This window comes from Moorena sp. SIO4A1, from assembly GCF_010672065.1.
Lineage (GTDB): Bacteria > Cyanobacteriota > Cyanobacteriia > Cyanobacteriales > Coleofasciculaceae > Moorena.
On record NZ_JAAHHX010000075.1, the window covers coordinates 1 to 17,995 of the forward strand.

Below are 17,995 nucleotides of genomic sequence, written 5' to 3' on the forward strand. Positions count from 1 at the left end.
GTAGTCGAAACCGCCATATCCATCTCGAAGTGCTCCTTCGGGTGGGGACGTAGCTTGAACCCTAGCTACATTGGGAGATTTCGGAATCTCCACTTCCTTGAGCGTCTTTCATCGGTCGCCCTTATCCTGACATGATATTACGGCAAACCAGTAGGTCAAGGCGAGGGTAGTGATAAACATGATGTCAAAGCCTCCGAGCGAAAATGGCTGGAGACTGATTCGTCGGGTTCGTTTCACATAGGTGCGCTTTCCCCATTAAGAATTAAATTCGCCACGGGTCGCACCTGAGTAATCATGATCCTGACCCGGTGATGGCCTCACGAAAACAACATGATAAACGACGGTATCGACTGGAATTCAAAATACTTTCGTACCAGTACGTGGTTGATTAGTTTTGTCAGTCAACCAGGGTTAATTCAGTTTCCTTAGCAAGACCTTATCAAATTCTCAGTTAACGGTCACTTCCTCCTCAGTTAAGACCTGCATTCTAGTAATTAAAGAAAAGCAGTTCACCAATTAAGCTAATCAATCTTAGGAGAAACAAAGATGAAACGTCTCGTACTTGGCAGTTTAGGCACTTTGTTGATTGCTACCGCTACCACTCCCGTCTTAGCATCAGAAATCGCTGCAAATTATACCACCAGCCGTAACAATATTGTCGAAGTTCAACCGTTTAACCTGGTCTATCTGGCTTATCAAGGCTACTTTGCTGACCAAGGTATTCCCAGTAATGCTGGTTTCATCAGCGCTGTAAAAACCAAGAGAATTACCGCCAAAGACCTAGTAGCAAGTGCTATTGCAAGAGGAAGATTATCCCCAGAAACCATCAATGATTCTAGCTATCTGGCTCATGTGAAAACTCAACTATCCAACCTGGATAATGATTAATACTTAGGTAAGTATTTAGCCGTCAGCGGTCAGCCGTCAGCGGTCAGCCGTGAGCTAAAAGCGCATTAGCTAATAGCTGATAGCACCTCAAGTAGCGTGCGCGTAGCGTATTAGCTGATTGCTGAATGCTTACAAAATATCAAATCCTGGCTGGGGTTTGGATTTAACCATGTGTTTCTTAATAGATTAGCTAAACTATAAGTGGTTTTTCCAAAGTACAAAAAAGGTGTTTTCTGAAAACATATCAGTCACCTAATATATTTGAGAGTCAGTGGCAACTCTATTAAAAAATACTGACTAACAATTACATGAAACACCGTGAAATTTACGGCATCTTACACGCATTTATAGTCAGCTACTTTCCAACGCCCTTCTCCATGCTTGACCTCGGCTGCGGTGATGCTAGCTTCACCGCCCAGGCTTTAGCCAATACCACTATTGCTTCCTACAAAGGTATTGACCTCTCTGAGCCAGCACTAGAGATTGCTTGTGATAACATGAATTCTATCCCCTGCGAACAGACATTGATCCAGGGCGACTTCTTTGAAGTAGTTTCTGAGTTGGGACAAAAGCAGCAGGATAGGTTCGACGGGATTCTAAGTTCTTTTGCGTTCCATCACCTCAGTTTTGAGCAAAAAGATGGTATTATGGCTAAGCTGAGTCATCTGCTAAAAGCTGATGGTGTTTTTATTCTGATCGATATAGTTTCCACAGATGGAGAAACCCGAAACGCCTATCTAAGACGTTACCTAGAGGGTGTTTACCAAGACTGGGCTCAACTGACTCCCGAAGAAGTTTCCATGGTCGAGGGTCATATATTGTCTAGTGATTTTCCCGAAACCCAAACCACCCTGCAATCCCTTGCCCAGAAACATAATTTTAATCGGGTTGAGTGTCTGTATCGGGATCCCCTCAACACTAGCCAAGTGTTGTGCTTTTACAAAAATAGCGCTAAAAGCCCACTCCAGCTAGGGGTAAGATGAATGGGTGCCAGATTGAGATAGAAGCATGGAAAACTCAGCTCAAGCTGAAAAATCCTCAGAAATCAGCTACGGTAGGGAATAGGGAAACGGCAATCCGAAAGGATCTCAGATCCTTGGAGACCTATCTGTAAGTGGGGTGTAGTTGAGTATGAAAATTATCAGCCTATTAGCTGCGATCGCAATATTTCTAATCTCGGCTTGTTCCAATCAATCCGCGTCAACACCACTAACGGTGAGCATGCATTTGACTGATACCAAAGGCATTGGTAAAGAGATTGGCATTGTCAAAGCAACCCAAACCGAGAAGGGTCTGCAGCTAACCTCGAATCTGTCTGGATTAACTCCTGGAGAACATGGCTTCCATCTCCATACAAACCCCAACTGTGGTCCAGCCGAGAAGGAAGGTAAAGTAGTTCCAGGCTTAGCTGCTGGTGGTCATTATGATCCAGAAAATACCGGCAAACATGAAGGACCATTCGGTAATGGTCATTTAGGTGATTTGCCAAGGCTAGTGGTTAATCAACAGGGTGTTGCTAACACTCCAGTCGTAGCCCCACGGTTAAAGGTTGCTGACCTTAAGGGTCACTCTCTGATCATTCACGCCCAAGGTGACAATTATTCAGACACTCCCAAACCCTTGGGAGGGGGTGGTGCTCGAGCGGCTTGTGGTGTGATTTAGCCACAGTGTTGTGCGTTTTAGTTAACGGGTAAGCTATCAGCGTGTCGCGTATCAGCGTGTCGCGTATCAGTTATCAGCTTATGGGTTAGGTCCGATGCGTCGAAGCCTGTGCCACGACGCTACTGTTCGCGTTGGCGCAGCGTGGTTACAGGCCAAGCGTGCCCGTAGCGCAATCGGTGTTTTTCAATAAAAGAGGTAAGCATTCGTTTAATCTTGAGTTATGGGACGCTGAAGGCTGACAGCTGAACGCGCACGCGTGAGCTTTTAGCTCACGGCTGTTGGCGTAGCCTGCGCGTAGCGCATATGCTTACAGAATTTTGGATCAGCTTACTATTGGTTTTAATGAGTTCTTGTTGTTCTGGCCAGAATAATGTTGGTAATTCATCTATTGGAAACCACCCCAGCTGGTAACTGAGATTTGGATCAGTAGGAGTCCCCTCAATTTGGTCAGTAATGAACAGAAAATAGTAAGTCTTTTTCCAACACTGTTTGGCAAAGTCTAATCGTTCCTTAACTCCCAGTTCAGCAATAAATTTCAGGTCATTTAAGCCCGCTTCTTCCGCAATTTCTCGCTCTGCCGCCTCTAAAATGCTTTCTCCTGGTTCTACATGACCTTTGGGTAAGACGTATTCAAGTCTATTGCCTTCTTGAACTAGAGCAATGTATATCTGCTGCTCCCAACGGCGGGCAACAATACCACCAGCAGAGGTAGCCTCAGAAACTCCAGGCGGTCGTTGGTACCAAGTTTCATCAATAATCATTTTTACAGCAGTTTTCAATTGGGTGAGGTACAAATTCTTGGCTTTTAGGGAGTAGGGAGTAGGGAGTAGGGAGTAGGTAAGAGGTAAGATGGAAAAACTCCTGTGTACCTGATAGCTATGAAAAACGCTGTATCATTCTTGGTTGTTCGTCAATTTAAAATTGGAATGAAAATTGTTAATTGACCATTTAAAGTTGTCAATTAACAATTAACAATTAACACTTAAAACTTAACTAATCTCTACTCCCTGTTCCCTATTCCCTGTTCCCTATTCCCTGTTCCCTACTCCCTACTCCCTAATATCTATGGAATCAGCGAATCTCATCTAACTTAGCACGCACTTTCTGGATATCTTGCCACATCAGCCACTTTGGACTACCTTGATCTCGTTTGGGATTCCGCAGTAGGTAAGCAGGATGGAGAATTGGCATACACCACTTATGCCCTTCCCATTCCATCCAGGTACCCCGAATCTTAGTAATCCCCTTCTTGTTACCAGTTAAGCCTTTTACCGCTGTGGCACCAGTGAACAGAATAATTTGGGGGTCTACTAGGCGAATTTGTTCCAACAAGTAAGGTTTGCACGCTTCAATTTCATCAGGAGTAGGGGTGCGGTTACCAGGAGGTCGGCACTTCACCATATTACAAATATAGACATCTTGTTCACTATCGATGTTCACAGATGCCAAAATTTTCTCCAACAGTTTCCCTGCTCTGCCTACAAAGGGCTTACCAGTCTCATCTTCTTGTTTACCCGGTCCTTCTCCAATAATCATAATTAGGGCCTTAGGGTTGCCACGTCCAATAACAGCCTGAGTGCGGGTAGCTCCTAATTCGCAGCGTTGGCAAGATTGACAGTGTTCTGTCAAGGATTCCATGGTGTCGTAAGTGCCAGGAGGAATAGGGATTTTGGCATCAGTGGGGATTAGCTCCCTTTGGACATTGTTCGGCTGTGATGGGGTTAACTCTGACTCGTCAAAAAGACTAAGTTGTTCTCCGTTGGACATGAGGGCTCACAGAAATTTTTGCAGGCATAAGGCACCTTACTACTAATAGTAGATTGAGGAGATTGTGAGCAAGTAATTATTACAATCTTTCTTTTGATACAGTAATCTTGACAAAAATCCGTAATTATAATATATATCAGGCAACTTCATACCGGAGGAAGCCATGCACACTGCCCCGCTGTTTAGCGATCGCGCTGATGCCGGTGAGCAGCTCGCTCAAGCACTTATCCCCTTGGTGAGCAGGCTGCACGCTACAGGTATTGATGCAACGCCTATTGTATATGCACTACCTCGGGGGGGTATCCCAGTAGCAGCACCAGTAGCTCGGGCACTGGATTGTCCACTAGATATTGTAGTGGCAAAAAAAATTACCACGGCTCGCAACCCAGAATTAGCAATCGGTGCGGTGACTTCCTCGGGAGTTGTACTTTGGTCTGGGCAAAGGCGATGGCGAAACAAAAATGCTCAATGGCAGGAAATAGTATTAGCTCAAGCTCAAGAAAAAGCCCAAGCTCAGCTAGCTCAACTGCAACCGGGTTGTCCGAAAACCAATCCTACTGGTGCCCTAGCGTTGCTGGTTGATGATGGCATTGCTACTGGAATGACCATAGCAGCAGCAAGCGCAGCAGTAAAAGCCCACAATCCAGCACAGGTTTGGATTTGCACACCAGTGGCACCAGGAGGATTAATACCCTGGTTATCACAATGGTGCGATCGCATGGTTATCTTACAAACACCGGAACCCTTTCTAAGTGTCAGCCGCTTCTACCTCAAATTTCCTCAAGTTAAAACCGAGGAAGCTCTAAGCTATTTACAGGAGCATAACTATAAGCATAACTATATTAGAATATCAGAGTCTTCAGTCAACGCTAGCCTAGAGCATTAACTAGCTACTTTAATTTATGAGACTTTGGCAGTTTTGGTGGCGAACATTAGTGCTTTCAACCCAGTACAATCCACCAGAGTTCGTTGAATTAATGATGACCTCATTGGCAATGGCATTACTAGCCACCTGGGGATATTATACCGATGACTGGCCCTATCTGGTACTCAGTTCTAGCTTTGCTATGGGAGCAGCCGTATCCATGTGGGTCAGGGGTACAACCATGCCTTCCTCTAATTCCCCTATGGTTCAGGTAATGGCTATCGTGTTGATTATCTACAGCTTTTATGCTTTTTCTCACCTTTTCGATTACATGTAGACTGAAATGTGAACTTTAAATATTCTGGTGATACCCAATCCACTAACCAAATGCCATTATCGGAACAATAAAAGCTGTGACCGGCGTTGTGCATAGCTGCGGCATCAATGGCAAAAACCACAGGGCGACCATGTCTTGCTCCCACTTTTCTGGCAGTTGCCATATCTGTCGATAGATGAACATGATGTCGCGACATTTTACACAAACCTTGCCGGAGAATTGACTCAACTGCCCGGTGACCTGTGCCGTGATACAGCACATCTGGTGGAACCACAACTTCTAGTTGTAAATCGACTTTGACCGTATGACCTTGATTGGCACGAATTCGGGTACCTGTGGAGTCGAAGGAAAAGCGCTTCTTGTCATTTTTGGCAACTACTTGATCTAAATCAGCACGGCTGATCCGAAAGGAATGCTTTTTACAAGCTGCCAGTAGTTCCTCAACACCAACCCAGCCACCAGGAGCGAGTGTGATTCCAATTCTCTGAGGCTGGTGCCGAAGATGCTTACTCAAATATTTACTAATTTTGACTAACCGAGACGGATTCATATTGATATAGTAGTTTGCTATTTTTTAAGTACATATTTAGGTTTTTTTAGGGAACAGGGAACAGGGAATAGGGAACAGGGAACAGGGATGCAGCGCGGTCTTGGGGGTTTCCCCCATGAGCGACTGCATCAAGACGGGAACAGGGAATAGAGCAGTTTGTATGCAAACTAAGTTATTTATTATTGCAAATTAATAAGTCGATTTTATTTTTTTAACTTCATTTTCATAATTAAATTATCTGCAAATCGCTATTATTTTATAATAGTGGTGATAAACATTATTAAAGACCGCGCTGCATCGCTTTTCGTCAATTATTATTCCCGATTCCCGATTCCCGATTCCCGATTCCCGATTCCCGATTCCCTGTTCCCGATTCCCGATTCCCGATTCCCGATTCCCGATTCCCGACTTCTGGAACAAGTCTAGTCAATATCATGGTGTAGTTCTGAATTGCGAAAGTAACCTTGAGAAGATCCAAGCAATATTCCAAGCATCATCTCCTCCCCGGTGGTGAGTACCTTCCAACGGTAAATTTAGTAAATCCAAAGCTTGTGCCATACCAACTTCATGGGGCAAAGCATAACTAATAGCAAACAACGTCTTGATGTTGATATGTCTGGGACCGAAGGGATATCTCAAAAAACGCGATGTACACTGTTTCTGAAATTGATTTCTATCATAATCCCCATAGCTGGCCCACACTCGCCGAGCAGATAAATACTTATCCTTTAGAATTGAACACGCTTCAACAAACGATATTCCCTGGTCAACTTGCTCCTGGGTTAATGTAGTTAGTTTGGTACAAAATTCACTGACCCTTGAGCGTTCTGGTTTTACCAAAATACTGTCTTTTTCCAGGGGCTTCCCAGAAACAACATCCAATACACAAATCCCAATTTCAATGATTTCGTTTTCTTGTCCTGGGGGTGGCTTCCCTTGCCAACAGGTGGCTTCAACATCCACAACAATAATTTGGTCGAGTTTTTTGGACATATTATCCTCCGGCTAGTCGATGTTGGTCAGAATGTAGAATTAAGAATGTAGAATTAAGAATTAAGAATTAAGAATTAAGAATGTAGAATTAAGAATGTAGAATGTAGAATGTAGAATTTAGGATTTAGAATTTAGAATTTAGCTCAGTAATGTAATTGTATTACACTATAATACAATTTGCCCAGCATGTCTACTCAAAACTCTCCAACTGAAGACTCAGTACTCAAGACTCACCACTGACCAATGACTTCAGCCTATGCGCTACGCGCAGGCTACGCCAACAGCTATCAGTTATCAGCCTATGCGCTACGCGCAGGCTACGCCAACAGCCTATGGCCACGCTAAAGCGAACAGCTTTTGAAGAAAATAAGCTGACCACTGACAACGTTTATCATAGTAATGAGGTACACAGGATTTTTTCCCGACTCCCGACTCCCGACTCCCGACTCCCGACTCCCGACTCCCGACTCCCTACAACCCAGGACTAAATTAGCTCACCCCATTGATAACTGCTATATCAATCCAGTCTCCGGATCGGCTTGATTGATCCGACAATAATAATTAATCCGGAAAGGGCAACAATAGGGACAACTGGCAGAAAACCGAAGGTAAGACTTTTGGGAATAATCCCCAACTGAAAGCCAATCACTGCGGCTTCACCCACAAGAATCGATACAATACAGGTTAGAGGATGAATAGTTTTGCTATACAATACTGCAATTACCGTCGGAAACAGTACTGCTAATCCTGTAAAGGCTTGGGTTGCGATCGCAGTAATCGTATCTGGGGGATTTTTGGCGATAATTAAACCAATAATTGCCAATAAAACAATCAGTAGTCTACCAACAAAGGTTTGTTCTTTGAGGGAAGCGGTTTTACGGAAATAAGCAAAATAAATATCTCTAGTTAGCATGGAACTGAGAGCCAAAAGCTGGGAGTCCAAGGTTGACATCATTGCAGCTAATGCTCCCACCATCACTAAAGATGCTAGCCAGATTGGTGTATGTTCTGCTAGCATCATCGGAAACACTTGATCAGATGCTTTTCCTGTCAGGTCAGAAAAGGAAATATGTCCCCACATTCCGATTAGTACCGGACAAATAAACATGATAGCGCTTACTAGGGGATAAATCACTACCGAAACTTTTAGGGAATTGCTATTTTTTGAGGTATAAAATCGCATGAACATCTGGGGAAACATAGGGACACTCAGCATCCAGAGAATCATGAAGCTAAACCACTTACGATGTGTAAAAAAATTATCTATACCCTGTCGAGAAAACAATTCAGGTTTGAGGGTGTAGACAGTACGGTTAGCTTCAGCAATCCCTCCCAGACTAGAAGCAATTGCTGCTACTGCTGCTAACATTAAGGTAAACATTAAAACCCCTTGGATAACATCGGTTAGGGCAACGCTTCTCATTCCCCCCATGAACACATACAGCACGATGACAATTGTTAAAAAGGTAGCCCCTGTAAAATAAGGAATTTGTCCATTGGTTAAGGTTTCAATAATATAGCCAGCTCCAATCGGTTGTAGGGTTAAGTAGGGAATGGTGAAAATTACCATAACCGCCAGAAAAATTAATTTGAGGGTATTGCTAATCCCAGGGGATACACCTGTGCTACGGAAACGAGCTTCCATCAATTCAGAAGGGGTGATTAAGCCGTGTTTGTTGCCTAAAAGCCAGACTCGATAACCGATAAAATAAAAGGTTAATGCGATTAAGCCAGTTCCAAACCCCATCATTCCGTAATAACTCAGACCAATGCGATACCCTGATCCTGAAAATCCCAGAAAAGCAAAGGCGCTGAAATTGGTAGCAATTAGGGTGAAAAATAGGAGAATTGCTCCCATGTTACGGTCAGCTAAAAAATAATCGTCAGGGGTGTTTTGTTGTTGGCGATAACCAACTAGTCCTACCACAAGGGTTACTAATAAATACCCGGCCAGCACAACATAGGGAATAATCGAGTCTAGTGTCATCTCCTTAACGGTCTTCCTTAGACGAAGTTTCCCAGAAATTTAGCACAAATAGTAACAATGCGATCGCGAGGAGAATTTGTAAGGCAATAAAATAGAATACCCAGGGGGGAAGATGGAGCAAGGAGAAGGAAATGTCTTGCTGCCAAGACCAGAAATCTTGGGATAGCAGGAAAATTACCGTAAAGCAGAAAAACCAGAAAAATGAGGATTTTAAAATTGGCATCAGCACTTTAGGAAAGGGAGTAGGGAGTAGGGAGTAGGGAGTAGGGAGTAGGGAGATGGGGAGATGGGGAGATGGGGAGATGGGGAGATGGGGAGATGGGGAGATTTTTATTAAGGGTAATTGTTACAACATGATATTATAATTCTATTTTTATGAGTGTTTTTGCATCCATTGAGATCCACCCTTAGGGAGTAGGGAATATGGAATCAAAATTATCACAATTCCTAAACGGATTGCTATTACTAGTCGCGACATTAATGTGAATCGTAAAAAAGAGCACTAACTAAGGTATGGTAGACAATAGTGTTTTCTTACTGATCAACCATTATAGATAAGCAAGTGTCCATTTAATTGGCCTATTGTCTATGCAGCGCGATGTGACAAGCTTTTTCATTACCTATTCCCTGTTCCCTGTTCCGAAGCGTGCAGCGCAATAAAATTAGATTACCATAAACGGCATGGCCAATTTCCCTCATCGACCGTTAGCCGTTGATTTATTTGCTGGTGCTGGTGGTTTCTCCCTAGGGATTGAGCAGGCGGGGTTTGATGTTGCCCTCGCCGTTGAACAAGACCCAATTCATGGGGCAGTGTATGCCTTCAATTCCCCCCAAACCAAGGTTTTATGTACCGACATTACTACCCTGTCTGGTCAGGAAATTCAGAAAGCCCTGAGGGAGTGGGCAACTGAAAGGGGGCAAAACCAAGACTGTAATCAAGACTGTACAGAGGTTTCATCGAAGGTTTCTACCATTGATCTAGTCATTGATCTAGTGATTGGTGGACCCCCTTGTCAGGGATTCTCCTTGATCGGTAAGCGTCAAGTAGATGATGTACGCAATAATTTAGTGTTTGAGTTCTGCCGTTTGGTCAAAGAACTGCAACCACGCTACTTTGTGATGGAGAATGTTCCAGGCTTAGCTCAGAACAAATACCAACACCTGTTCGAGCAGCTAATCAGTGACTTTAAAGCAGCTGGATACACGATAACTGAGCCAGTCAAGGTCTTGAATGCAGCAGATTTTGGCGTGCCTCAAAAACGGCGGCGGTTGTTTTTACTGGGTTCTAGGCTTGGGGAAACACCAGTGGCTTATCCTGACTCAGAACTAGGCTCTCACCAATGGGTAACTGTTAAGGATGCGATCGCAGACTTGCCTAACTTAGATGATTTTCCCGAACTCCAGAAAACCGATTGTGTTGAACTAACACCAGAACAGCTAGACCTGCTCCAAGCTTTAGCCATGCCCTATGTAGAAAAGTTAAGGGATATAATCACCGATCCTGGTAACTTTGCCTATCCCCGCCAGTGGAATCCTCAACTATTGACCAGTTCCCTGCAAACCCAGCACACGGAAGCCTCTATTGAGCGGTTTAGAAACACACCCATGGGCGAGGTAGATACTACCAGTCGCTTACGACGCTTACACTGGGATCAACCATGCCATACCCTAAGAGCAGGTACTGGTTATAAAAACGGTCGCTACACCTCTCCTCGCCCCATTCATCCTGATTATCCACGGGTCATCTCGGTGCGAGAGGCCGCTAGACTGCACTCATTTCCAGATTGGTTTCGCTTCCACCAGACCAAATGGCATGGATTTCGACAGGTCGGTAATGCTGTACCACCACGATTAGGACGGGTTTTGGGTAAACAAATTATGACAGCCTTGGCCCTTGAACCATCAGTGCCAACCACAACTATCAAGCTCTCAGATACGAAATTATTAGCCTTTAGACAGTTCCAGGCATCTAAGTATTGGACTATAGTGATATTTATTCCTTTTTTAGTCTGCTGCTTCCCATCTCCGATCGTTCTCTTCTCCTAGAATCAACATGCTGTATATCACGACCGTCAACGCTGATCGGCTACTAGTCTGCCATCGTTGTAACTCAGATCACAGGTTAACCCCTATCCCATCACCACAAATTTTGATCTCGAATCACTACTAGCTAGGACTCTCTCTCACAGACTATCTCTTCAAAATTGCCGATAGTTAAAATTACAGAGATTATGTGGAGCCCATGAAACCCTCTCAAGTGATCTTCCCCAAATTCCCAGTGCAGCACATAGCTAAGCGTATTATTCATATGCGCCAAATTACCCGCATTGACCAACAGCTCTTTATGTCAGCTTTACTAGCCAAGGCATCACTTTCACTAGAAGAGCAAACCCTAGTCCAAGAGATTTATGACGGTTTGAACCGTGGATTGATTCGAGTAGTGGAATAAACTATATCACTTCTGATCATGAGGGTCAAACCAATCAATTCTAGGGGCGCTTCCCTTGCGCCCGAACCCTGTGCGCTCTTAAACCTGTGGTCGGCAGCAAGTGATATCATGTGCGGTTGAATACTTACACGCTTGCGCCGAATCGAAGGCAGAAAGCAGCTATGCTGAAGTAAAGGAGTAAGGTTTAATCCCAGAAGGTTTTTTATCACTAATTATCCGGACATAATATCAAACAACCCCCAACCTGGAATTATATCATCTCCGCATAATTACTCTTAATACAAATTTTTCCGAGCACCTGAGCACCCGATCAACCCATCTGCTAGTAAAGCATGACTACCTAGATCTAAAAGAGATCAGTGTTTATCTCAGTTTTTGTTATTATAATCTTTTGTGAGTTGATAGTTGCATTGAACTCTGGCTGATCGTGTATTGTCAGCCAGGTGCAACTTTTCTTGGCATTGCTGAATCGAGGGATGAATATCAGTGGGGTGGGCATCCTGCCTGCCGGATAATTGTAACGGGCAAGATGCCCGTTCCACAAAAGATGCCCGTTCCACAAAAGATGCCCGTTCCACAAAAGATGCCCGTTCCACAAAAGATGCCCGTTCCACAAAAGATGCCCGTTCCACAAAAGATGCCCGTTCCACCGATTCCCAAGGCGGGATACTGGCAAGATGCCAGTTCCACCGATTCCCAAGGCAGGATACTGGCATCTTGCCCGTTCTACCGATTCCCGATTACCTACTCCCTACTGCCTACTCCCTACTCCCTACTCCCGAATGGCAATCAAGATTGGGCAATATCTGATCAACAGGAGTACCCCTAAACGGATGGGCGGTCAGAATAATCGTGCCATCCTTTGCTGTTACCCAGCCTTGGGCTTCGATAATCACTTTTTTTTCTTGGGGAGGTTGAGGCTGTGTTACTGAAGGTTGCTGCTGTAATCGTTGTCTGCTGGTGCTGGCTAAGCCAGGACGAGTTCGCCACCCCACTGTTCTGTGGGCATTAATCACCGGATCTTCTGGAGTCGGTGGTAAACCCCCTTTTCCGGTAATGAAAAAGGAACTCCCGCCAGCAATCCGATTATTCTCAAAGCCACAAAGGTCATTGGCCAGGATCGCTTCTGCATCTACAGGGCTTCCTGGCAATTCGGTTAAGCCTGAGGTGGGGTCTACCTGTGAGATGTTGAGGATTACGTCACCGTTGAAGGATGAGCCAAGGTTGGAGGTGGAAGTGATGTCATTGTCTGGAGTGAGACGGTCGCGAAACTCTAAGCCAAAGATGCCTTGGGCATTAATCTCAACACGACCTCCTCGACCTTCTTCAGCATTGGCGGTAATGTCGCTATTTCCCAGACCGACTAGGGTATCAGTATCAATAAATATATTGCCCCCATCGGTATTCTGGGCGTCAGTATTAATTTTGCTTTCGTTGAGGAGTCGGATGTCACCAGCTTCTAGGATAATATTGCCTTCTTGTCCTGCTGTTTCTGCTGTGATGATTCCTTTGTTGTCAAGGAAGATGGAGTTAGCATTAATCTCTACCTTGCCTGCTGAAGTTCTCTGTTCAAAACTTCTAGCACTAACTTCTGCTCCATCAGAGATTATTAACTTGTCAGTGGTAATATTCAACAACTCTCCGGCATTTCCTGTGCCTTCAGTTAGAGTAAACAAGCCGCTGGGAAACTCACCATCGGCTGAGGTACTAGTACCAATGATTTGAACACTAGAGGAGGCATTGACAGTCACATTTCCCCCGTCCCCTTGACCAAAAGTGGCAGCTGAAACTTGTGCTCCATCTTTGAGAATTAACTTGCCAGTGGTAATATTGAGATCTCCCGCTTTTCCTTTCCCTTGAGTTTGAGTAGACAAGCGACTGAGACGCCGACCATCAGCTGAGGTACCAATCACTTGAACCGTAGAGGAAGTATTCACATTCAAATCTCCCCCATTCCCTTCACCAAAAGTGCCAGCTGAAACTTGTGCTCCATCAGATACAATTAATTGCCCAGTGTTAATACTCAAATTTTGCGCATTTCCTATCCCTTCAGTTTGAGTAAACAAGCCGCTGGAAATCCTGCCATCGGCTGAGGTACCAATCAGTTGAACAGATTCAGAGGCATCCACAGTCAAATTTCCCCCATCCCCTTCACCAACAGTGGCAGCTGAAACTTGTGCTCCATCAGATACAATTAATTGCCCAGTGGTAATATTTAACTCTCCCGCATTTCCTGTCCCTTGAGTTTGAGTACGCAAGCTGCTGCCAATCCGACCATCGGCTGAGGTACCAATCACTTGAACCGTAGAGTCGGCATTCACAGTCAAATCTCCCCCGTCCCCTTCACCAAAAGTACTAGCTGAAACCGCTGCTCCATCAGATACCATTAACTGCCCAGTGGCAATACTCACATTTCCTGCTTTTCCTATCCCTTCAGTTTGAGTAAACAAGCGGCTGGTAAACCCACCATCTGCTGAGGTACCAATCAGTTGAAAAGATTCAGAGGCATCCACTGTCACATTTCCGGCGTCCCCTTGACCAATAGTGCTAGCATTAACAACTGCTCCATCAGAGACGATTAACTCCCCAGTGGTAATACTGACATCTCCCCCTTTTCCTATCCCAGAAGTTAGAGCAAGCAAGCCGCTGCGAGACCGACCATCGGCTGAGGTACCCATCACTTGAACCTTGGAAGAGGCATCCACAGTCAAATTTCCGCCGTCCCCTTCACCCCTTGTGCTAGCATCAAAAACTGCTCCATCAGAGACGATTAACTCCCCAGTGGTAATACTGACATTTCCCCCTTTTCCTATCCCAGAAGTTAGAGCAAACAAGCCGCTGGGAATCCTACCATCGGCTGAGGTACCAATCACTTGAACCTTAGAAGAGGCATCCACAGTCAAATTTCCGCCGTCCCTTTCACCCAAAGTGCTAACTGAAACAAATGCTCCATCAGAGACGATTAACTCCCCAGTGGTAATACTGACATCTCCCGCTTTTCCTATCCCAGAACTTAGAGCAAACAAGCCGCTGGGCAACTGACCATTAGCTGAAGTACCAATCACTTGAACAGTAGAGTCCGCATCCACTGTCAAATTTCCGCTGTCCCCTTCACCAAAAGTGCTAGCTGAAACTTGTGCTCCATCAGAGACCATTAACTGCCCAGTGGTAATACTCACATCTCCCGCTTTTCCTGTTGCTCCTGGAAGAACTAGGGCTCCCAAGAGGCTGCGAGTACCATCAGACGCACCAACCACTCGCACAGATTCAGTGGCATCCACTGTCAAATCTCCCCCCTGTCCTGAGCCGGATACATTAGCACCTATAATAGAACCATCCTCAAGACTCAACTGAGAAGCTCGAACCTCTATCCCACCGCCACTGCCACCCCCTTCAGTATTCGCAAACACAAAAGAGCGATCGCGTAAACTCACATTAGCTCCCTGCACCTGGATACTGCCACCACTTTCGCCACTGGTAATAACAAAAGCACCGTCAGACAAACTAATATCCTGAAACGCTGGAACTGCTGAATAATCCAACACAAAACTAGTATCGGTTGGGGTCAAGTTCACCACACCATTACCCACACTCCCCAGCTCAATCCGTCCATCCAATGCAGCTATCAAACCACCAGGAATAGTAACCTCACCACCAATCAGCCCTAAGGTTTGACCATTTGGTACCAAAAACAGACTAGACTGATTAGTAATACTTCCGGGATTTGAGCCATATTGCAACCCAGATGGAATATTAATAGTTAATAACGGTTTATCATTGGGATTTTTTGCGCTGAATACTGTGCCATCGTCAAACAATATACTATCAGCAGTACTCCCAAAAAATGAGCCTCCCAGATCGAGTCTGCTATTGGACCCGAATACAATACCATTGGGATTTATCAAAAATAAATTAGCATTTCCCAATACTCCCAGAGTCCCCAAAATATTAGAAACATTTGTTCCAGTTACCCGACTCAGGATGTTGGCAACTCCTGCTGGATTCGCAAAATAAACTCGCCCAAACTCGGCCACATTGAAATCCGAAAAGCTGTGGAAGAGATTACTGTCTCTAATCGCTCCACCTTCTATCAAATCTGCCAGGGCACCATTAATAGTCACATTGGGTGTTACTACAGAACTGACCTTAGGGACTTGCAAATAAATAGACTACCAGTTAATTTAAGGAACCAACATGAGCATAATTGAGGACTTGTTCTGAGGATAAAAGATGCTAGATGAAACCGTTAAAGCGACGATCCAAGATGCCGCCCAAAAACTCACAGGTCCGATCAAACGAGGGTTCATGGCCAAGGTGGCCGTTGACTACTTTGATGGCTCAGCCCGCAAGGTAGAGACTTATTTAGGGTGGAGTCGTAAAAGTGTGCAAACAGGGCTCCACGAACGTCGCACTGGCATCACCTGCGTCGATAACTACCAGGCCCGAGGTCGTAAGCAGACGGAACAGAGACTACCGAATTTGGAAGGTGATATCCGTGATCTGGTGGATGGTCATGCCCAAGCCGACCCGAAATTCCAATCCACTTTCTACTATGCCCGTGTGAGTGCCAGGGCCGTGCGCGAGGCATTGATAGAAGTTAAAGGGTATACTGAGGATGAATTACCGACCCGCCAAACGATTGGAAATCTGTTGAATCGCATGGGTTACCGCTTAAAAAAACACTGAAAGTCAAGCCTTATAAGAAAATACCGGAAACCGATGCCATTTTTGAGAATGTGGCTCAATCCAATCAGGCAGCAGATGCTGACCCGAAGACCCTACGGATTTCGATTGACAGCAAAGCCAAGGTCAAAATTGGTAATCTTTCCAGAGGTGGCAAAGCCCGAACCTTAGAGGCTTTGAAAGCCGATGATCATGATGACCACTGGCAGGCTGTGTTGGTGCCCTTTGGCATCTTGGATGTTTTAGGGCACCAACTGTCCATTTACTTTGGTCAGTCCGCAGAGACCAGTGATTTTATCGTCGATTGTTTGGAAGCTTGGTGGCAAGAGCATCAGGGGGACTATCCTGGCATTGAAGCATTAGCCATTGACCTTGATGGTGGCTCTGCTGTCCGAAGTAACCGCACTCAGTTTATCAAACGAATGGTTCAGTTTGTCCAAACCACAGGTCTAAGGGTTCACTTGATTTACTATCCCCCCTATCACAGCAAATACAATCCAATTGAGCGATGTTGGGCAACCTTGGAAAATTATTGGAATGGCTCCCTGCTCAACTCCATTGAGGATGCTCTGCAATGGGCTGCCAATATGACCTGGAATGGATTTCCTCCCTTAGTTCATCTGGTCGAGGGAACCTATCCCAAAAAGATTACGGTGCCTGAGGATGAACTAAAACCCTACAAACAACAGTGGCAAAGGTCTGAATCTCTTCCCAAATGGGATGTTATGATTGAGCCTATCTAATGGTACCTTATTTATTTGCAAGCCCCTTACCGAGGGTATTATCTGGAGTGATTTGTCCTAATGCTGTAGTTGCAGCTAGTAGAGAATAGAGAACAAAGGGACTTGTTTGCAGAAGTCGATCAATCCGAGGTTTCATGTTAATCAATCAAAATGCTCCCGATTTCTCGGATTATTTCATAAACTATGAGTTAAGTTTTAATGATTTAAGAACTCTTTAAAAGAACTTTACTGAAAATTCATAAAAATCTAGCAAAGGGAACAGGGAATAGGGAATAGGGAGTAGGGAGTAGGGAGTAGGGAGTAGGGAGTAGGGAGTAGCGATGCAGTCAACTATTATTACTGTTCTGGATTACCTGTTCTGGATTACCTATTTTGGATTACTTGTTCCCGATTCCCGATTCCCGATTCCCGATTCCCGATTCCCGATTCCCGATTCCCGATTCCCGATTCCCGATTCCCGATTCTAAATTATTAATTCTAAATTATTAATTCTAAATTACCTCTATTTAGTCCCCTTTAAACTATCAAACTTATTATTTAAAAAGCCAGTAAAGATAGTAATCACTCGATGCTTTATCTCCTTAATATTCACACTTACCGACATCCCTGATGCTAGGGGAAATGATTCTCCCAAACGTAAGCATTGAGCTGACGGCTGACAGCTGACAGCTGAGAGCTGTTGAAATTAATGACTTGTTTCTCAAAGATGAATTCGCTATAGTCCGCTAGGTCATCAATTCCTACCAAGTTTAAAATAATTTCAGTTATAAGCCAAACGATGATTTTCTGCCACATTACCCTGTCCTCTTTACCTGTCTAGTTTTAGAGTAATGAGCAGAGCCAGGAATACTGTCTCATTTTTTGCATCAGTTTTTGAATCAAGTGTTTTTATTAAGCTGATATTTGTGATTTTTATTAGATTATTTTAAGGCTGTATTCAGATTAAGTTTAAGTTACTTTCAGATTGACCAATAAATAGAGATACTCAACAAGCTTAGGGGTGGTTATAGCATAGTAATCAAGACTATTTATCTCAGTTTTTGTATCAGTTTTGCGATTTTATTCAGACTT

21 protein-coding genes are annotated in these 17,995 nt (G+C 44.5%); 13 read left to right on the plus strand and 8 right to left on the minus strand.

Annotation, left to right across the window (positions count from 1 at the left end; translation table 11 throughout):
- The first annotated feature begins 546 nt into the window (after nt 1-546).
- The 3 genes from F6K53_RS30205 (at nt 547) to sodC (ending at nt 2,550) form a co-directional block, all read left to right on the plus strand.
- Complete coding sequence (locus F6K53_RS30205) at nt 547-888, plus strand: hypothetical protein (protein WP_293073703.1); 342 nt, start codon at nt 547-549, stop codon at nt 886-888.
- A gap of 308 nt (nt 889-1,196) precedes the next feature.
- Nucleotides 1,197-1,871: a class I SAM-dependent methyltransferase gene (locus F6K53_RS30210; protein WP_293023929.1), complete on the plus strand. Its 675-nt coding sequence runs from the start codon at nt 1,197-1,199 to the stop codon at nt 1,869-1,871.
- Between the two features lie 148 nt (nt 1,872-2,019).
- Nucleotides 2,020-2,550 carry a superoxide dismutase [Cu-Zn] SodC gene (gene sodC, locus F6K53_RS30215; RefSeq protein ID WP_293040526.1) on the plus strand — a complete coding sequence of 177 codons (531 nt, stop codon included), beginning with the start codon at nt 2,020-2,022 and terminating at the stop codon, nt 2,548-2,550.
- Nucleotides 2,551-2,819: 269 nt separating this feature from the next.
- Here the strand turns inward: sodC and F6K53_RS30220 are convergent, their stop codons facing one another.
- Both F6K53_RS30220 and F6K53_RS30225 read right to left on the minus strand, forming a co-directional pair.
- Nucleotides 2,820-3,329: an NUDIX domain-containing protein gene (locus F6K53_RS30220; protein ID WP_293073699.1), complete on the minus strand. Its 510-nt coding sequence runs from the start codon at nt 3,327-3,329 to the stop codon at nt 2,820-2,822.
- 292 nt (nt 3,330-3,621) lie between these two features.
- On the minus strand, nt 3,622-4,317 hold the full coding sequence (locus F6K53_RS30225) for a uracil-DNA glycosylase (RefSeq protein ID WP_293083217.1): 696 nt from the start codon (nt 4,315-4,317) through the stop codon (nt 3,622-3,624).
- A gap of 163 nt (nt 4,318-4,480) precedes the next feature.
- On the opposite strand from F6K53_RS30225, the gene F6K53_RS30230 reads away from it, so the two are divergent.
- Nucleotides 4,481-5,203: a phosphoribosyltransferase family protein gene (locus F6K53_RS30230; RefSeq protein WP_293020147.1), complete on the plus strand. Its 723-nt coding sequence runs from the start codon at nt 4,481-4,483 to the stop codon at nt 5,201-5,203.
- Nucleotides 5,204-5,219: 16 nt separating this feature from the next.
- Nucleotides 5,220-5,519: a hypothetical protein gene (locus tag F6K53_RS30235; RefSeq protein WP_293040540.1), complete on the plus strand. Its 300-nt coding sequence runs from the start codon at nt 5,220-5,222 to the stop codon at nt 5,517-5,519.
- Here F6K53_RS30235 and F6K53_RS30240 read toward each other — a convergent pair.
- Nucleotides 5,473-6,069 carry an RNA 2'-phosphotransferase gene (locus F6K53_RS30240; RefSeq protein ID WP_293040543.1) on the minus strand — a complete coding sequence of 199 codons (597 nt, stop codon included), beginning with the start codon at nt 6,067-6,069 and terminating at the stop codon, nt 5,473-5,475. The genes F6K53_RS30235 and F6K53_RS30240 overlap by 47 nt on opposite strands.
- 267 nt (nt 6,070-6,336) lie before the next feature.
- Here F6K53_RS30240 and F6K53_RS30245 point away from each other — a divergent pair, with 267 nt between their 5' ends.
- Nucleotides 6,337-6,495, plus strand: coding sequence for a hypothetical protein (locus F6K53_RS30245; protein WP_293072256.1), 159 nt, complete (start codon nt 6,337-6,339; stop codon nt 6,493-6,495).
- Nucleotides 6,496-6,501: 6 nt separating this feature from the next.
- Here F6K53_RS30245 and F6K53_RS30250 read toward each other — a convergent pair whose 3' ends face one another.
- Entirely contained in the window at nt 6,502-7,062 is a 561-nt protein-coding gene (locus F6K53_RS30250) for a 3'-5' exonuclease (protein ID WP_293072257.1), read from the minus strand.
- 332 nt (nt 7,063-7,394) lie between these two features.
- On the opposite strand from F6K53_RS30250, the gene F6K53_RS30255 reads away from it, so the two are divergent.
- Nucleotides 7,395-7,550, plus strand: coding sequence for a hypothetical protein (locus F6K53_RS30255; RefSeq protein ID WP_293072258.1), 156 nt, complete (start codon nt 7,395-7,397; stop codon nt 7,548-7,550).
- Nucleotides 7,551-7,579: 29 nt separating this feature from the next.
- On the opposite strand, the gene F6K53_RS30260 is transcribed toward F6K53_RS30255, so the two are convergent.
- Together F6K53_RS30260 and F6K53_RS30265 are read right to left on the minus strand one after the other, a co-directional pair.
- Nucleotides 7,580-9,049, minus strand: coding sequence for a sodium:solute symporter family protein (locus tag F6K53_RS30260; RefSeq protein WP_293072259.1), 1,470 nt, complete (start codon nt 9,047-9,049; stop codon nt 7,580-7,582).
- A gap of 4 nt (nt 9,050-9,053) precedes the next feature.
- Complete coding sequence (locus F6K53_RS30265; protein WP_293020155.1) at nt 9,054-9,272, minus strand: hypothetical protein; 219 nt, start codon at nt 9,270-9,272, stop codon at nt 9,054-9,056.
- 458 nt (nt 9,273-9,730) lie between these two features.
- Between F6K53_RS30265 and F6K53_RS30270 the strand changes: the two genes are divergently transcribed.
- From F6K53_RS30270 to F6K53_RS30280, 3 genes are all read left to right on the plus strand, one after another.
- On the plus strand, nt 9,731-11,095 hold the full coding sequence (locus F6K53_RS30270; RefSeq protein WP_293072386.1) for a DNA cytosine methyltransferase: 1,365 nt from the start codon (nt 9,731-9,733) through the stop codon (nt 11,093-11,095).
- A 196-nt stretch (nt 11,096-11,291) separates the two neighbouring features.
- On the plus strand, nt 11,292-11,498 hold the full coding sequence (locus tag F6K53_RS30275) for a hypothetical protein (RefSeq protein WP_293020159.1): 207 nt from the start codon (nt 11,292-11,294) through the stop codon (nt 11,496-11,498).
- Nucleotides 11,499-11,984: 486 nt separating this feature from the next.
- On the plus strand, nt 11,985-12,308 hold the full coding sequence (locus tag F6K53_RS30280; protein ID WP_293072384.1) for a hypothetical protein: 324 nt from the start codon (nt 11,985-11,987) through the stop codon (nt 12,306-12,308).
- Here the strand turns inward: F6K53_RS30280 and F6K53_RS30285 are convergent.
- Nucleotides 12,257-15,658: a filamentous hemagglutinin N-terminal domain-containing protein gene (locus F6K53_RS30285; protein WP_293072382.1), complete on the minus strand. Its 3,402-nt coding sequence runs from the start codon at nt 15,656-15,658 to the stop codon at nt 12,257-12,259. The two genes, F6K53_RS30280 and F6K53_RS30285, sit on opposite strands and share 52 nt — an antisense overlap.
- A gap of 70 nt (nt 15,659-15,728) precedes the next feature.
- Here F6K53_RS30285 and F6K53_RS30290 point away from each other — a divergent pair, with 70 nt between their 5' ends.
- The 3 genes from F6K53_RS30290 to F6K53_RS30300 all read left to right on the plus strand — a co-directional run bounded on the left by F6K53_RS30290 (nt 15,729) and on the right by F6K53_RS30300 (nt 17,391).
- Nucleotides 15,729-16,184: a hypothetical protein gene (locus F6K53_RS30290; protein WP_293083220.1), complete on the plus strand. Its 456-nt coding sequence runs from the start codon at nt 15,729-15,731 to the stop codon at nt 16,182-16,184.
- 20 nt (nt 16,185-16,204) lie between these two features.
- Nucleotides 16,205-16,924, plus strand: coding sequence for a transposase (locus F6K53_RS30295; protein ID WP_293083222.1), 720 nt, complete (start codon nt 16,205-16,207; stop codon nt 16,922-16,924).
- Between the two features lie 320 nt (nt 16,925-17,244).
- Entirely contained in the window at nt 17,245-17,391 is a 147-nt protein-coding gene (locus tag F6K53_RS30300; RefSeq protein ID WP_293073331.1) for a hypothetical protein, read from the plus strand.
- A 145-nt stretch (nt 17,392-17,536) separates the two neighbouring features.
- Here the strand turns inward: F6K53_RS30300 and F6K53_RS30305 are convergent, their stop codons facing one another.
- Complete coding sequence (locus tag F6K53_RS30305) at nt 17,537-17,719, minus strand: hypothetical protein (protein WP_293073328.1); 183 nt, start codon at nt 17,717-17,719, stop codon at nt 17,537-17,539.
- Nucleotides 17,720-17,995: the final 276 nt, after the last annotated feature.

Excerpts from the sequence above, each read along its gene's own strand:
- F6K53_RS30260 (WP_293072259.1), bottom strand. The coding sequence starts at position 9,049 with ATGACACTAGACTCGATTATTCCCTATGTTGTGCTGGCCGGGTATTTA.
- F6K53_RS30265 (WP_293020155.1), bottom strand. The coding sequence starts at position 9,272 with ATGCCAATTTTAAAATCCTCATTTTTCTGGTTTTTCTGCTTTACGGTA.
- F6K53_RS30305 (WP_293073328.1), bottom strand. The coding sequence starts at position 17,719 with ATGTGGCAGAAAATCATCGTTTGGCTTATAACTGAAATTATTTTAAAC.
- F6K53_RS30230 (WP_293020147.1), top strand. The coding sequence starts at position 4,481 with ATGCACACTGCCCCGCTGTTTAGCGATCGCGCTGATGCCGGTGAGCAG.
- F6K53_RS30255 (WP_293072258.1), top strand. The coding sequence starts at position 7,395 with ATGGCCACGCTAAAGCGAACAGCTTTTGAAGAAAATAAGCTGACCACT.
- F6K53_RS30235 (WP_293040540.1), top strand. The coding sequence starts at position 5,220 with ATGAGACTTTGGCAGTTTTGGTGGCGAACATTAGTGCTTTCAACCCAG.
- F6K53_RS30290 (WP_293083220.1), top strand. The coding sequence starts at position 15,729 with ATGCTAGATGAAACCGTTAAAGCGACGATCCAAGATGCCGCCCAAAAA.
- F6K53_RS30250 (WP_293072257.1), bottom strand. The coding sequence starts at position 7,062 with ATGTCCAAAAAACTCGACCAAATTATTGTTGTGGATGTTGAAGCCACC.
- F6K53_RS30270 (WP_293072386.1), top strand. The coding sequence starts at position 9,731 with ATGGCCAATTTCCCTCATCGACCGTTAGCCGTTGATTTATTTGCTGGT.
- F6K53_RS30300 (WP_293073331.1), top strand. The coding sequence starts at position 17,245 with ATGCAGTCAACTATTATTACTGTTCTGGATTACCTGTTCTGGATTACC.
- F6K53_RS30240 (WP_293040543.1), bottom strand. The coding sequence starts at position 6,069 with ATGAATCCGTCTCGGTTAGTCAAAATTAGTAAATATTTGAGTAAGCAT.
- F6K53_RS30205 (WP_293073703.1), top strand. The coding sequence starts at position 547 with ATGAAACGTCTCGTACTTGGCAGTTTAGGCACTTTGTTGATTGCTACC.
- sodC (WP_293040526.1), top strand. The coding sequence starts at position 2,020 with ATGAAAATTATCAGCCTATTAGCTGCGATCGCAATATTTCTAATCTCG.
- F6K53_RS30275 (WP_293020159.1), top strand. The coding sequence starts at position 11,292 with ATGAAACCCTCTCAAGTGATCTTCCCCAAATTCCCAGTGCAGCACATA.
- F6K53_RS30225 (WP_293083217.1), bottom strand. The coding sequence starts at position 4,317 with ATGTCCAACGGAGAACAACTTAGTCTTTTTGACGAGTCAGAGTTAACC.
- F6K53_RS30210 (WP_293023929.1), top strand. The coding sequence starts at position 1,197 with ATGAAACACCGTGAAATTTACGGCATCTTACACGCATTTATAGTCAGC.